Here is a 12,906-nt window from a genome sequence, read left to right as displayed (position 1 = left end):
GCTGCCGACACACCCTTGGCCGCGTCTGCCAACCCGCGGGCGTAGTGGCGAAGTCCGGGCGCAATCGGGGGTCGGTCCGCTCTGCCAGCCTGGTTCGCAACAGCTCAGCGCGTACACGTCCCCAAGGAGCCGGCGACCCACGGCCACGGACCCGGCAGAGAGCGCCGCGTACGTGGCGTCCACTCAGAGCTCTTGGTTGGAAACACTCCCGGGTCTCCCCGGACACAGGCACGATGACCACCGCCACGGAGCGCCCGGCGAGCCCTGGTAGGACCTGTCAAGCGGCTCGTCCGGCAGCAAGCACCGGGTGCCCAGGCCGAAAGCGGCTACGGCGGCGACCGCGACCGCGGAACCGATCGCGATCGAGCGCGACATGTCCATGCCGGCCAGGGTGGAGGTCGCGACGAACACCGGCGACGGCCGGGCGCAGCCGACCCTGCCGCGCGCCCTCCCGTCTTGCTGCGCACGCGTGCTTGACGCGCGCTCGGGCACCGCCCGCAACCTACTCCTAAGCGGGATAGTAAGTTGGTGTCCGGCGGTGTTCCATGGTGCCCGCCTAAGCGGGCGCCGCTTGCGCTGCCCGGGTTGTGCCGCACCTGCGGGACTCACTGGGCCTACAGGTCGTCGTCGAGGAAAGGGTGGAGTGTGGTGGCCAAGTACCAAGACGACTCGCTTCCGGTGGTGCGTACGACGACATCCAAGGACGAGCCGACCCGCCTTCAGAACGAGCAATCACCGTCCGACGACCGGACCGACGACCGAGCTGATGACCCGACTGACGAGGCTCCCGGTGGGAGCGAGGACGTCGGTGATGCCCCAGCCGGGCTGGCGGCCGGCTCGTGGGTTCCGCTGGTGATCGCCCTGACCGTGGGGGTCCTCATCGTGATCGGGATCGGTCTGTCGTGGCTGCTCTGATCCGCTCCGACCACCCCTCCTACCGCCGTGCTGGGCACCGCGCCGGGCGCGGGAGCCGGGCTCTCGTGGCCTCGGGGCGCCGGCGCCGACCGCGTTCATGCGGCACGCGTGGTCGCCCGCCCTGTCGGTCATGGCGAGGTTCGCCGTGGTCGTGGTGCTCGCGGGCGTTCTGGCCGCCGGCTTCTGGAGGCACCCGGCGAGCTGCGGCCGTGGTTTACCGAGTACATCCGCTGAGTTCGCGCAGGTCTCGCTGACCCGGGGCGAGGAGCCGCCGCGGCCCTTGTAGACGTCGGGCGTCGGACCGACTGTGACGCGCTTGTCCCACCCCGGCTTCCAGCGCCGACAGCGAGAGGGTCAGTTGGGAGGTGGGGTATCGGGTGGTCTCGGCCGACGGCCACCCGATCACCGGGACGGTCGCGATTGCGGGGATGGCGGCCGCGGCGTTGCTTGTGACTGCAGCAGCGGTGCTATTCGCGGCCGACGGCGAGCGGGGAGCTCCTCGCCATGATCAAGAGTGCCGAGGCGACGGGCGACGGCGACGGGGAGTCCGGTGATCGGCCGCCGGCACGGCGCCGCGTTGGTCGTCGGCGCGCCGGTTGCTCGCAGTGCTCCGCGAACGGTCGCTTGCTGCGGCACCAGAGCCGGCGTTCACCAATACCGGGCGTTGATTCGGTACGGGCTTCCGACCGCGCGTGCGCTGTGCGACCTGGGAGCTGCGGTCACGATCGATGCTCTGGTCCTCGCTGCCACCGATTGCCGCCGCCGTTGCGTGGGGAAGAGGCCGTGCCGACCGGGGTCCATGGCCGGATGCTAAAGGTGAGACTCTCCTCAACGTCGTCCGCTGTCAGCGGGGGTTGGGCGATTATCCGGTTGGCCGTTATCATCGGGGTATGCCAATGACAACGGCCAATGCAGACCCGGCGCTGCGGCGCGGCGCGGCACTGTTTCACGGACTTGCGGACCGGAACCGGCTGGCGATCGTGCACCAGCTCGCGCATGGCGAGCGCCGAGTGGTGGACCTGACCAACACGCTCGGCCTGGCCCAAGGCACCGTCTCGGGGCATCTGGCCTGCCTGCGCGACTGCGGCTTGGTCGTCGGCCGACCCGAAGGTCGGCAGATGTTCTACTCCATCGCCCACCCCGAGCTGATGGACCTCCTCGCGGCGGCCGAGCAGCTCTTGGGCCTGACCGGCGAGGCCGTGGAGATCTGCCCCCGCTACGGCCCATCGGATACCACGGGCCCTCGGACCGAGACCATTCCCACCATGACGGAGGAAGTAGCACCGTGACGGACGCCTGCGGCTGCGGCCACGACGAGCCCAGCAATGACGGCGGCGAGCTGGAGGAGCACGAGCCAGAGCGACTTTGGGAGGTCACTGAACTCCGCTTCGCCGCGCTCGCCGGTCTCTTCCTGATCGCCGGGTACATCGCCGACCTCAACGACTCCAGCCAGGGCGTGGTCACCGGGCTGAATGCCATCGCGCTGGCGCTCGGCGCGTGGACCTTCGTCCCCAGCACGTTGAGGCGACTGGCCAAGGGCAAGATCGGCGTCGGCACGCTGATGACGATCGCCGCGATCGGCGCGGTCATCCTCGGCGAGGTCGCCGAAGCCGCCATGCTGGCCTTCCTCTACTCCATCAGCGAGGGCCTGGAGGAGTACGCAGTCGCCCGCACCCGCCGGGGGCTGCGCGCCCTGCTGTCCCTGGTCCCGGCCGAGGTCACCATCCTTCGCGCTGACGCCCAGGTCACCGTCTCCCCGGCCGACCTCACGATCGGCGACCTGCTCCTGGTCCGCCCCGGCGAGCGGGTCGCCACCGACGGCGTCATCCGCACCGGCCGCACCGCACTGGACGTTTCCGCCCTCACCGGCGAATCGGTCCCCGTCGAGGCCAGTGTCGGCGACACCGTCTACGCCGGCTCCATCAACGGCACCGGCGTCCTCGAGATCGAGGTCACCACCACCGCCGAGGACAACTCACTGGCCCGGATCGTCAACATCGTCGAGGCCGAGCAGTCCCGCAAGGGCAACGCCCAGCGCCTCGCCGACAGGATCGCCCGGCCGCTGGTGCCCGGGATCATGGTTCTCGCCGCCCTGATCGCCTTCGTCGGCAGCCTCCTCGGGGACCCGGCCACGTGGATCGAGCGTGCCCTGGTCGTCCTGGTCGCCGCCTCCCCGTGTGCGCTGGCGATCGCCGTCCCGGTCACGGTGGTCGCCGCCATCGGCGCCGCCAGCCGCATCGGCGCCCTGGTCAAGGGCGGCGCCGCTCTGGAGGCGCTCGGCCGGATCGAGAGTGTCGCCTTGGACAAGACCGGCACCCTGACCCGCAACCAGCCGGCCGTGGTCGACGTCGCCACCGCGCCTGGCCACAGCCGCGAGCAAGTCCTCGACATCGCCGCCGCCCTGGAGTCCCGCAGCGAACACCCCCTCGCCCGCGCCATCCTGGCCGCCGTCCCCGAGCACCGCGACGCCGACGACGTCGAGGCCGTCACCGGCGCTGGCCTCACCGGCACCGTCAACGGCCGCCCGGCGCGCCTAGGGCGCCCCGGCTGGATCCCGACCGGCGAGCTCGCCGGAACGGTCACCGCGATGCAGGAGGCCGGCGCGACCGCGGTGTTGATCGAGTACGACGGGGCCGTGATCGGCGCCGTCGCGGTCCGCGACGACCTTCGACCCGAAGCCGTCGAAGTGGTGCAGCGGCTGCGGGCCGGCGGCTACCAGGTCGCCATGCTCACCGGCGACAACGAGCGCACCGCTGCCGCACTGGCCGCACAGGCCGGGATCAGCGACGTTCACGCCGACCTGCGGCCGGAGGACAAGTCCGCCATCATCGCCCGGCTCCGCGAGCACCGGCCGACAGCGATGGTCGGTGACGGCGTCAACGACGCGCCAGCCCTGGCCACCGCCGACGTCGGGATCGCCATGGGCGCCATGGGCAGCGACGTGGCGATCGAGACCGCCGACGTCGCACTGATGGGTGAGGACCTGCGCCATCTGCCGCACAGCCTGAGCCACGCCCGTCGCGCACGGGCGATCATGCTGCAGAACGTCGGCCTGTCCCTCGGCCTGATCGCCATCCTGATCCCGCTCGCCGGGTTCGGGGTGCTAGGGCTGGCCGCGGTGGTGCTGTTCCACGAGGTTGCCGAGATCCTGGTGATCGGCAACGGTGTGCGCGCCGGCCGCACCCGACCGCTACAGGCTGCGCCGCCCACCCAGCCCACGCCGGCCCCCGTGCCGGCGGAAGCCGCCGCAAGGTGACCGCCGGTTTGAGCCAGGCCCCGACGCGACCGAGAGCCGGGCGCGTCGCAGTGCTGCTGGCGGCCGCGACGGTGGCTGCGGTGGACCTGGCCGCCAAGGCCGTCTCCGAGGCCCGGCTGGCCGACTCGCCGCTCGACCTCGGCCTGATCCAGCTGCAACTGGCCTACAACCCGGGCGTCGCCTTCAGCATGGGCGACAAGCTGCCCGCCGGGTGGATCGTGGCGGTCACCGCGACGATCTCCGTCGCGTTCGCCGTCTATGCCTGGCACCGGGCACCCCAAGCGGGGTGGGTCGAGCGGATCGCCGGCGGCGCCGTGATCGGCGGCGCGGTCGCCAATGTGGTCGACCGCGCCCGCGACGGCGTGGTCACCGACTACCTGCACACCGGCTGGTGGCCCACCTTCAACTTCGCCGACACCTTCCTGGTCACCGGATGCTTCGTGATCGCCCTGCTGCATGCCCGCCGAGAACGCGTCACGAGCACGGCGGAGTCTGTGAAAGACAATACGGGCGCCCCGACCATCACCGGGCTGTGACAGGCATTCGATAGCGCCCCCCTCGCTGCGCTGACTCCCAGGCTCCGCCCAGCGTCACCCGGTCACGAAGGTCGTGGACGGCGAAGGCAGCGGGGTGCTCTCGCGAGACGAGACGCCCCAGCGCGCGACACCCACAAGGAGACATGGACATGATCAGCTCCACGTTTCAGGCGATGGGCCTGTTCCTGGTCACCAACATCGACGACATCATCGTCCTGTCCCTGTTCTTCGCACGCGGAACCGGGCAACGAGGTACCACCACCAGAATCATCGTCGGGCAGTACCTCGGATTCGGTGGCATCCTGCTGGCATCCGTCGCGGTGACCTTCGGCGCGGGACTGTTCCTTCCCGACGAAGCCATCCCGTACTTCGGCCTAATACCACTACTCTTAGGTGTCTACGCGGGCTGGCAGGTCTGGCGAAACGGGGACGATGACGACGACAGCCTCGCCGACAGGCCCATCAGTGCCCTGGCGGTAGCCGCGGTCACCTTCGCTAACGGCGGAGACAACATCGGGGTCTACGTGCCGGTCTTCCTCGCCGTCGGCACCGGGGCACTCGTGGCCTACTGCGTGGTATTCCTGGCCCTGGTCCTCGTCCTGGTCCTCGCCGCGAAGTTCGTGGCCACCCGCAAGCCGATCGCAGACGTGCTCGAGCGGTGGGAGCACATCTTGTTCCCACTCGTCCTCATCGTGCTCGGCCTTGTCATCTTGATCGAGGGCGGCGCGTTCGGCTTGTGACTTCGGAGTGAGTCCGGCGACCCGGCGCAGACTAAGCGAATCGAAGCTTCACCCGTTCGAGCTCGGCTGGGATGGACGTCTCGGCCGCCGTTGCGGTGTCGCCAAGGTGTGCTTGGCCGCCGGCGGAAGCCGCGTCGTTTCAGACCCAGCCCATGGGGTCGACGGGAGTGCCGTCTTTCAGAACCATGAAATGGAGGTGACACCCGGTGGACGCGCCTGTCGTTCCGGCGTACCCGATCACGTCGCCGCGCTGCACCCATTGGCCCTTTGATACCGCGAACTCACTGAGGTGGTTGTAGGTGGTTCCTACTCCGACGCCACCCTGGTTGCCGTTGTCCATGATGATTCGGTTGCCATAGGCGCTGTGGAAGTAGGCCTCGAGGATCCGACCGCCCGATGCCGCCCGGACCGGCGTCCCGCAGGCCGCCGCCATGTCGGTGCCGTCGTGGAGTTTCCACTCCTTGTAGATGGGGTGCATGCGCATCCCGAAGGGGGAAGTGACCGACCCGTCAACCGGCCGCATCATGGGACCTGAGTCCGCGGGGAAGGCGCCAGCGGCTGCCCCGTCGCCGCCTCCGGGAAACAGTAGCTGCGCAACACGGTTGCGTTCGCGCTCAAGGTCCTGCAGGAGTGCGGAGTCCCGCGCCTTGGCTCGGGCCGCCGCGACGCGCTTTGCCTTGAGGGTCTCAGTGAGGTCGGCAACCTCCGCCTCCGCCTTCTTGGCACGTCGCAGTAGCTCAGTCTGCTCGAGCACGACTTTGCGGGCGGCGATTTCCTGTTCCGCGACGCGAGCCTCAGCTTCTGCCAGCCGTTGTTCCTGCACCTGAAGCACGGTCCGCGCCGCCTCGAGGCGCTGCACCGACGCAAGCTGTGCATCGGCAAAGGCCTGCGAGGCACCCGACTGGCGTGTGATGTCTTCTGGGGTCTGTGAGTTGAGCAATGCGCCGAGCGCCATCACCGACGGACTGGCACCCTGAACGGAGTCGATGACCGCGGCGCGCAAGACTGCCATCTCCTCATCGATCTCTTGCTGGGCGCGACTGACAAGTGCTTCGGCCTCACCGGAGGCGCCTTCTGCGGACCGCAGCTTCGCCTCGATCGGCTCATGGAGCGCGCGCGCAGTAGCGACCGCCGTCTGCGCTTCAGCAAGCCGCTGGTGTGCGGCGGCCAACTCGTCCTCGGCGCGCTCCATAGCGCCGATTGCCTCCAGCCACTCCGCGGTCGACTGGTCGAGGTGGCGCCCTGCTCGGTCGATTTGGCCGTTGAGCTCCCGTTGGCGGTCCTCAAGGTCCGCAGCGTCAGCCAAGGAAACCGGGAGAAGCATGCTGATCAGTGCTCCCATGACAAGCGTGGCGACACGCCGCCGACTGTTTGTCACGGACATGACCAGCACCATGGGCGCCCCTTCTTCTGCGTACCGCGAGCGTCTGAGTTCGTGTTCGCGCTGTGATCGGTATCGGACCGGGACAGGTCCCGATTGAGGGGTCACGACCACTCGCCCGTCGGCATTCCACGCAGGCCGATTCCATCTGTCCGGGAACCTTGAACGACAGGCGGCTCAAGTCGGGCTCAGTCCGGCCGATGGCATTGGCCGACAGCACTCGGCCGCAACACGGCGGCCGCGCAACGAATCGAGAAGGACCCGTGGCGACCACCCAACTCAGCGCGCAGGCCTCAAGCTCTACCCCGGCCCAGGCCCCGGCCAAGGGCAGCAAGAAGAAGCTCATCATCGTGGCCGCCCTGCTCGTCGCGATGGCGGGTGGCGCGTACTGGTTCCTCCTCAGGCCGGTTCCAGAGAAGGAACCCGTACCCGGCGAGGTCATGACGCTAGAGCCGATCCAGGTGAATCTGGCCGAGGGGCGCTATCTGAAGGTCGGTGTGGCGTTGCAGCTCACCGACGCCGTCGCGGAAGAGCCGGACGGCGGCAAAGCCCTCGATAGCCTTATCGCACTCTTCTCGGGCAGGGACCTTGAAGAGCTCGCCGACAAGGAATCCCGGGCCAAGCTGAAGAAGGAGCTGCAAAAGGAGCTGATCGAGGAGTACGAGGGCGAGGTCATGGCCGTGTACTTCACCAACTTCGTGACACAGTGACGTCAACGCGACTGGTGCCGCGGGCGCACGGTCGGTGCTGAGCTGACCCTTTGCTACGCCGAGAGCTCCCGCCCCTTACAGGGACACGCGTTCGCTCTGCCCTTGACGCGCCAGCAGCGCTTCCGGTCTGTTCGCGGTGGACTCGGCAGTCGTCACAGACCGGTGCATTGGTCGGCGGCCTCGCCAAAGCGAGGACGGCAGCCAGGTGGCCCGTGTCCGCTGACGCGGTCGCGCAGCGGCGACCATTGCATCGGTCACCGTGCGTGCCAACCTACGCGTCTCACGTGAACGTACTGCGTCCAGGCCACTTCGAGAGTACCGCGCTCGCTCGACGAGCAGCACGAGCGACTCCAACGCTAGGAGTGGGCCCCCATTGTCCGACGCTCCGACATTTGGAGCGAGGTCGTGGGCCCGACGGCGCAGGGTGGCGCCGTCATCCCAGCCGTGTCCCAAGTCCACCGCTGTCGCGCGGACCTCGCTCCATGCCGCCTCGACTCCGCCGCCACCGTCCTCGTCCAGCCGCCGGCGGCGCAGCCATCCGCGCACCGCACGAGGCAGACACGCAAGCAACGTGACAGCCGCAGCGCCTCCAATCCAACCCGTCCAGCGTGCCCAGGCCGGCATCGCCGGCTCGGTGACTACTCCCTGGTCGAGGGCCGGTGACTCATTCGGCGCCGGTTGCGGCGACGGCACTGCCTCGCTCGGCGCCTCATTTGGCGTCGGTCCCGCTAGCGGCGCCGGGACGGCTCCGGCTGTGTACTCGGGCACTTGGCTTGCGCGTTGTGGCGGCGTCGGCTCGAAGCGCAGCCACCCCACTCCGTCGAAGTACAGCTCGGGCCAGGCGTGAAGGTCGTGGGCGCTGTACACGTACGTGTCATCGACGAGTTGTGGCTCGAGGAAGCCCACAGCGACCCGCGCCGGGATATTGAGGCTGCGCGCCATCGTCGCCATGGCGGATGCGAACTGTTCGCAGTAGCCGACGCGGCTCCCGGGGCCGGTGCCGAGGAACAGCTCAAGCTGTTCGATGCCATTGCCTTCCTCGCGGTCGAGGGAGTACGTGAACCCGCCGTCTTCACGGAACCAGTTCTGGAGCATCACTGCGCGCTCGAACGAGCTGTCCGCGCTCGCGGTGACCTCCTCGGCCAGCTCCTCGAACTTTGCTGGGAACGAGTCCGGGACCACAGTGTTCGAGGACCGGATGCTGAGCGGCGCGGGCGCCGCGGCGACGAGCGCCTGCTGATCCGGCGACGGCTCCAGTCCGACAACGTCGTACTGGACACCGGCGCCACTCATTTCTCCCCCAGGACTGGTCAAATCCATGGTCTCGAGGTCGTAGCGCCAATCACCGTCGACGGTGACTTCGGTGTACGGGTACGGCGTCGGCAGCCACGCGGTGTCGAACGCTTCGAGCACCTCGATACTCCAGCTGAACTCCCGCCGTGGCGTCGCCGCCTCGAGCCCTTCAGGGGGCGGCACGTCACCGATCGCCTGGTTCTCGGAGGGGAGGTCGCGCTCGGAAGGTCGCCAAGTCATCCCGTCGAACTCATCGAGCACGCTGAGTCGGAGATAGGTGGGGTCTGGATCATCGGTGCGCACGACTACGAGAGGCGTGTCGGCACCGCGGGTGAGATCCCGTTTTATGTCTACCAACGGGTTCTGTAGCCGAACACCGCCCCCGGCGCCGGCGATACGCGGCTCGAGGCTCTGGCCCAGGATTCCATCACCGAACGGCAGAAGCACGGGAGCGGCGACGGCGACACCGATGCCGAGAAGGCCGATGCGGCTGGCATTGCTCCACTGGGCTCGCAGTCGCGGTGGCCGAGATTGCGCACTGGTTTGCGCTGTGCCCCTGGCCCCGGCGAGGGGCTCGCTCCAGTTGCCGATGACGTCGACCTGCTCCGCAGCCATCAGGAGGAGGAAGCAGCTGGCAGCAAGTCCAAACGTCACCCAGGAGACGCCGCCGAGTATTGCCACGGGCACGGTGAAAGCGGCGAGGAGCGGTAGGCCCGCCAGCGGAACCCGCCTGAATGTGCAAGCTAGCGTGTCGACGGAGACAGCGACCGCGGCGCCGGCGGCCACCATGATCGGAGCGAACCCGGTTTCGCGGGCGGGAACCGGCGCGGCGTAGCGCTCGGTGGCCTCGGCCGAGCGCCTGAGCACCTCGAACGCGGCCCCGGCCGAGTCTCCTGTCGGGACGAGGCCTGCGAGTGCGAACTCTGAGGCCCACCACCAGTGCAGAACCAACCCGATAATCAAGAGCTCGGTCAAGGGGACCAGCGGCCGCGGTAGGCGCAGCGCCCGAAGCGCCAGCCCCATGGCCCCGACGCTAAGGCAAATGAAGAACAGCGGCACCAGGTAGCCACTCGCGTCGTCCGAAAGGCCGTCCCACGCAAGCAAGGTGAAAAAGGTTGCTCCGGCGGCCAGCAGTGCGGTTGCCACAGCTGACGAAGAGGGTCGGCGGGCGCTGGACCTCATACTCGCATCTTCGCAGGTGAAACGAAGCACGCCAGAGGTGAGCATGGTCCTGGTTCACGGATACGTGACGCCCCGGATCACCGCCCGACATGCACGAACGGAAGGGCGAGTCGCGGCGCGACCTCGACGCCGGTGCGTGATGTGGTCCGGTTCGTAACTGCTACAAAGCCCGCGCCTCCCCCGCCGTCGCGGAGCGATCGAGCATGCCCGATCGGAGCTGACAACCTCATCGACACCGTGCCACTATCTATGTACCATCTCTGATGTCACATTCACGATGTCACGTTTTGGAGACGAGCTGATGACCGAGGCCAGCGCAAACGTCGCCCAACGGCTGCTGCACTCGACCGAGCAGCTCTCGCTCGACCCCATGACCGAAGTGGATTGGGACAGCCCGCTCGATCACGCTGACCACGGGGCGAGCCCGGAGTGGAGCACCCTCTTCGGAACGAGCTGCTGGGCGGAGATGAGCGAGCACCAGCGCGCTGCCCTCACCCGGCAGGAAGCGGCGTCCGTCGCGAGTACGGGCATTTGGTTCGAGATGATCCTTCAGCAGATGGTGCTGCGGGACATTTACACCAAGGACCCGACGTCGCCTGAGTTTCAGTGGGCACTCACCGAGGTCGCCGACGAGTGCCGCCATTCGGTCATGTTCGCGCGCGGAGCATCCAAACTCGGCGCCCCCGCGTACCGGCCCAGCCGAACCGTCGTCGAGCTCGGACGAGCGTTCAAGACTCTCGCCTACGGTGAGACTGCCTACGCCGCCATCCTGGTCGCGGAAGAAGTCCTGGACGTCATGCAGCGAGACTGGATGCGCGACGACCGAGTCGCGCCCTTCGTCCGTACGATCAACAACATTCACGTCGTCGACGAGTCCCGGCACATGGCATTCGCCCGCGACGAGGTTCGTCAGCGACTCGCTGGAGCCGGGCGCACCCGCCGCGCCGTCGACGCGCTCATCGTCGCAATCGTGTCGTACTTCATCGTGACGAGCATGGTCAACCCGAAGGTGTATGAGAACGCCGGGCTCGACCCCGAACGAGCCGCCCGCGAGGCCCGGGACAATGAGCACTACAAGGCAATGCTCCGCTCGAGCTGTTCGGGGCTCATGGACTTCCTCGCCGAGGTCGGCCTGCTCACCAAGCCAGCCATGCGGATCTACCGGCGCGCAAACCTTATCTGAGACAGGCTCGACATCATGGCCTTCGCCATCACCCAGAACTGCTGCAACGACGCTACGTGCGTTTCCGTCTGCCCCGTGAACTGCATCCATCCCACGCCGGAGGAGCGTGAGTTCGCGGAGAGCGAGATGCTCTACATCGACCCGAAGACGTGCATCGACTGCGGGGCCTGCGCCGACGCGTGTCCCGTCGAAGCCATCTTCCCGATTCAGCAGTTGACTGGCTCCGATCAGGTTTACGCCGACATCAACGCGGCGTACTACGAGAACCCCACCGACTCGGGGGCGGAGGAACGCGCATCAAGTGCCGCAGACGCGGGGCCCAATCTGCATCATTGGGACCCACCGGTGTTCGACCGGATCCTGCCGCCCGACTTCCGCGCCCCACGGGTAGCGGTCGTCGGCACGGGACCGGCCGGCATGTACGCGACCCAAGACCTGTTGCTCAACACCAACGCCGAGGTGACACTGGTCGACCGCCTACCTGTCGCCGGCGGCTTGGTCCGCTACGGGGTCGCTCCTGACCACCCCTCCACCAGAGGCGTTGGAGAGACCTTTCGACGCCTGCATGACCACCCCCGGACACGGCTGTATCTCAACCTCGAGATCGGTCGAGACGTCACTCATGAGGAACTGGCGGAACATCACGACGCGGTGATCTACGCGGTCGGCGCCACGGAAGACCGATGGCTCGGGATCGACGGCGAGCATCTGAAGGGAAGCATCTCAGCCCGCCGCTTCGTTGCCTGGTACAACGGTCATCCGGACGCGGCCGACGACGACTTCGACTTGTCCTCGGAGCGCGCCGTGATCGTTGGCAACGGCAATGTGGCACTCGATGTCGCCCGGATCCTGCTCTCAGATCCCACGGAGCTTGCAACCACCGACATCGCCGATCACGCCCTGGCTGCGCTGCGCAGGAGCAACGTCCGCGAGGTAGTGCTTCTCGGTCGGCGCGGACCCACGGAGGCCGCCTACACGTCGCCGGAACTGCTCGGCCTCAAGCAGTTCGCGGGCGTGGAGCTAGTGCTGGACGACCACGACCCAGCAGTCTCCGACGCCGTCCGCTCAGCTGGCCCACGAGACAAAGCGGCGCTGCTTCTCGACGTACCTCACAGCCGCATCGACTGGAGCAAGCCGCCGGAACCGGGACGGCGCATCGTGCTTCGGTTCCATAGTGCCCCGACCGCGCTCCTGGGCGACGGCGAGGTCGAGGCCATCCGGGTCGCCACGGGTCAGGTCCACACGGACCTCCGCACCGGCATGGTGGCGCGGGCGATCGGCTACCGAGGCGCACCCCTTCCCGGACTGCCCTTCGACGAGCGCAGCGCCACCCTGCCGCACGATCGCGGCCGCGTGCTCGACCACGTTGGCACCTACGTTGTCGGATGGGCGAAGCGCGGGCCCTCAGGAGGCATCGGCACCAACCGCAGTGACGCACACGAAACAGTCGGCACACTCATCGCCGACGCGATCGACGGACGACTCAGAAGCCCCTGCCAGGGTGCTCGAGCCTTCGACCGCCTGGTCCACCGCCGCGTCCCCCAGACCGTCGACTCCCGAGGACTTGCAGCGATCGAGCGGCGCGAGCGGGACGGCGGACTCGCCGAGGGCCGACCACGCGTGAAGCTCGCCAGCGTCGATGAACTACTTGCCACAGCCCGTCGTCGGCGAAACTCATATCGCTGAGTCCGGCGGCAAGGTGTGACAGAT

At 68.1% G+C, this 12,906-nt stretch carries 10 protein-coding genes; 8 read left to right on the top strand and 2 right to left on the bottom strand.

Annotation, left to right across the window (positions count from 1 at the left end; translation table 11 throughout):
* Positions 1-648 precede the first annotated feature (648 nt).
* The 5 genes from FIP57_RS20220 to FIP57_RS20195 all read left to right on the top strand — a co-directional run bounded on the left by FIP57_RS20220 (position 649) and on the right by FIP57_RS20195 (position 5,447).
* Positions 649-915 (top strand): hypothetical protein, encoded by a 267-nt coding sequence (locus FIP57_RS20220; protein ID WP_148575363.1) that lies wholly within the window; start codon positions 649-651, stop codon positions 913-915.
* An 890-nt stretch (positions 916-1,805) separates the two neighbouring features.
* Positions 1,806-2,204: an ArsR/SmtB family transcription factor gene (locus tag FIP57_RS20210; protein ID WP_148575361.1), complete on the top strand. Its 399-nt coding sequence runs from the start codon at positions 1,806-1,808 to the stop codon at positions 2,202-2,204.
* The gene (locus tag FIP57_RS20205; RefSeq protein ID WP_148575360.1) at positions 2,201-4,171 is read left to right on the top strand and encodes a heavy metal translocating P-type ATPase; all 1,971 of its coding nucleotides are present in this window, start codon (positions 2,201-2,203) and stop codon (positions 4,169-4,171) included. Before FIP57_RS20210 ends, FIP57_RS20205 begins: the two co-directional genes overlap by 4 nt.
* Positions 4,168-4,707, top strand: a complete 540-nt coding sequence (gene lspA / locus FIP57_RS20200) for a signal peptidase II (protein ID WP_148575359.1) — start codon at positions 4,168-4,170, stop codon at positions 4,705-4,707. The genes FIP57_RS20205 and lspA overlap by 4 nt, the downstream gene beginning before the upstream one ends.
* 143 nt (positions 4,708-4,850) lie before the next feature.
* Positions 4,851-5,447 (top strand): cadmium resistance transporter, encoded by a 597-nt coding sequence (locus tag FIP57_RS20195; protein ID WP_148575358.1) that lies wholly within the window; start codon positions 4,851-4,853, stop codon positions 5,445-5,447.
* Between the two features lie 139 nt (positions 5,448-5,586).
* Here FIP57_RS20195 and FIP57_RS20190 read toward each other — a convergent pair whose 3' ends face one another.
* Positions 5,587-6,843, bottom strand: coding sequence for a M23 family metallopeptidase (locus FIP57_RS20190; RefSeq protein ID WP_148575357.1), 1,257 nt, complete (start codon positions 6,841-6,843; stop codon positions 5,587-5,589).
* A gap of 248 nt (positions 6,844-7,091) precedes the next feature.
* On the opposite strand from FIP57_RS20190, the gene FIP57_RS20185 reads away from it, so the two are divergent.
* On the top strand, positions 7,092-7,538 hold the full coding sequence (locus FIP57_RS20185; protein WP_162529893.1) for a flagellar basal body-associated FliL family protein: 447 nt from the start codon (positions 7,092-7,094) through the stop codon (positions 7,536-7,538).
* Between the two features lie 75 nt (positions 7,539-7,613).
* Here FIP57_RS20185 and FIP57_RS20180 read toward each other — a convergent pair whose 3' ends face one another.
* On the bottom strand, positions 7,614-9,977 hold the full coding sequence (locus FIP57_RS20180) for a transglutaminase TgpA family protein (protein ID WP_162529892.1): 2,364 nt from the start codon (positions 9,975-9,977) through the stop codon (positions 7,614-7,616).
* A gap of 337 nt (positions 9,978-10,314) precedes the next feature.
* Between FIP57_RS20180 and FIP57_RS20175 the strand changes: the two genes are divergently transcribed.
* Positions 10,315-11,196 carry an AurF N-oxygenase family protein gene (locus tag FIP57_RS20175; protein WP_148575354.1) on the top strand — a complete coding sequence of 294 codons (882 nt, stop codon included), beginning with the start codon at positions 10,315-10,317 and terminating at the stop codon, positions 11,194-11,196.
* Positions 11,197-11,211: 15 nt separating this feature from the next.
* Positions 11,212-12,882, top strand: a complete 1,671-nt coding sequence (locus tag FIP57_RS20170) for an FAD-dependent oxidoreductase (RefSeq protein WP_148575353.1) — start codon at positions 11,212-11,214, stop codon at positions 12,880-12,882.
* Positions 12,883-12,906 lie beyond the last annotated feature (24 nt).

The sequence above is a fragment of the Nocardioides caldifontis genome (assembly GCF_008087345.1).
Taxonomy (GTDB): Bacteria; Actinomycetota; Actinomycetes; order Propionibacteriales; family Nocardioidaceae; genus Marmoricola_A; species Marmoricola_A caldifontis.
The sequence above is the reverse complement of the archived record's forward strand: the minus strand, read 5'-3'. Positions and strand labels throughout refer to the sequence as shown.

Bases quoted from the DNA above. Each gene is read 5' to 3' on its own strand.
- FIP57_RS20210 (WP_148575361.1), top strand. From the start codon at position 1,806: ATGCCAATGACAACGGCCAATGCAGACCCGGCGCTGCGGCGCGGCGCG.
- FIP57_RS20195 (WP_148575358.1), top strand. From the start codon at position 4,851: ATGGACATGATCAGCTCCACGTTTCAGGCGATGGGCCTGTTCCTGGTC.
- FIP57_RS20190 (WP_148575357.1), bottom strand. From the start codon at position 6,843: ATGGTGCTGGTCATGTCCGTGACAAACAGTCGGCGGCGTGTCGCCACG.
- FIP57_RS20175 (WP_148575354.1), top strand. From the start codon at position 10,315: ATGACCGAGGCCAGCGCAAACGTCGCCCAACGGCTGCTGCACTCGACC.
- FIP57_RS20170 (WP_148575353.1), top strand. From the start codon at position 11,212: ATGGCCTTCGCCATCACCCAGAACTGCTGCAACGACGCTACGTGCGTT.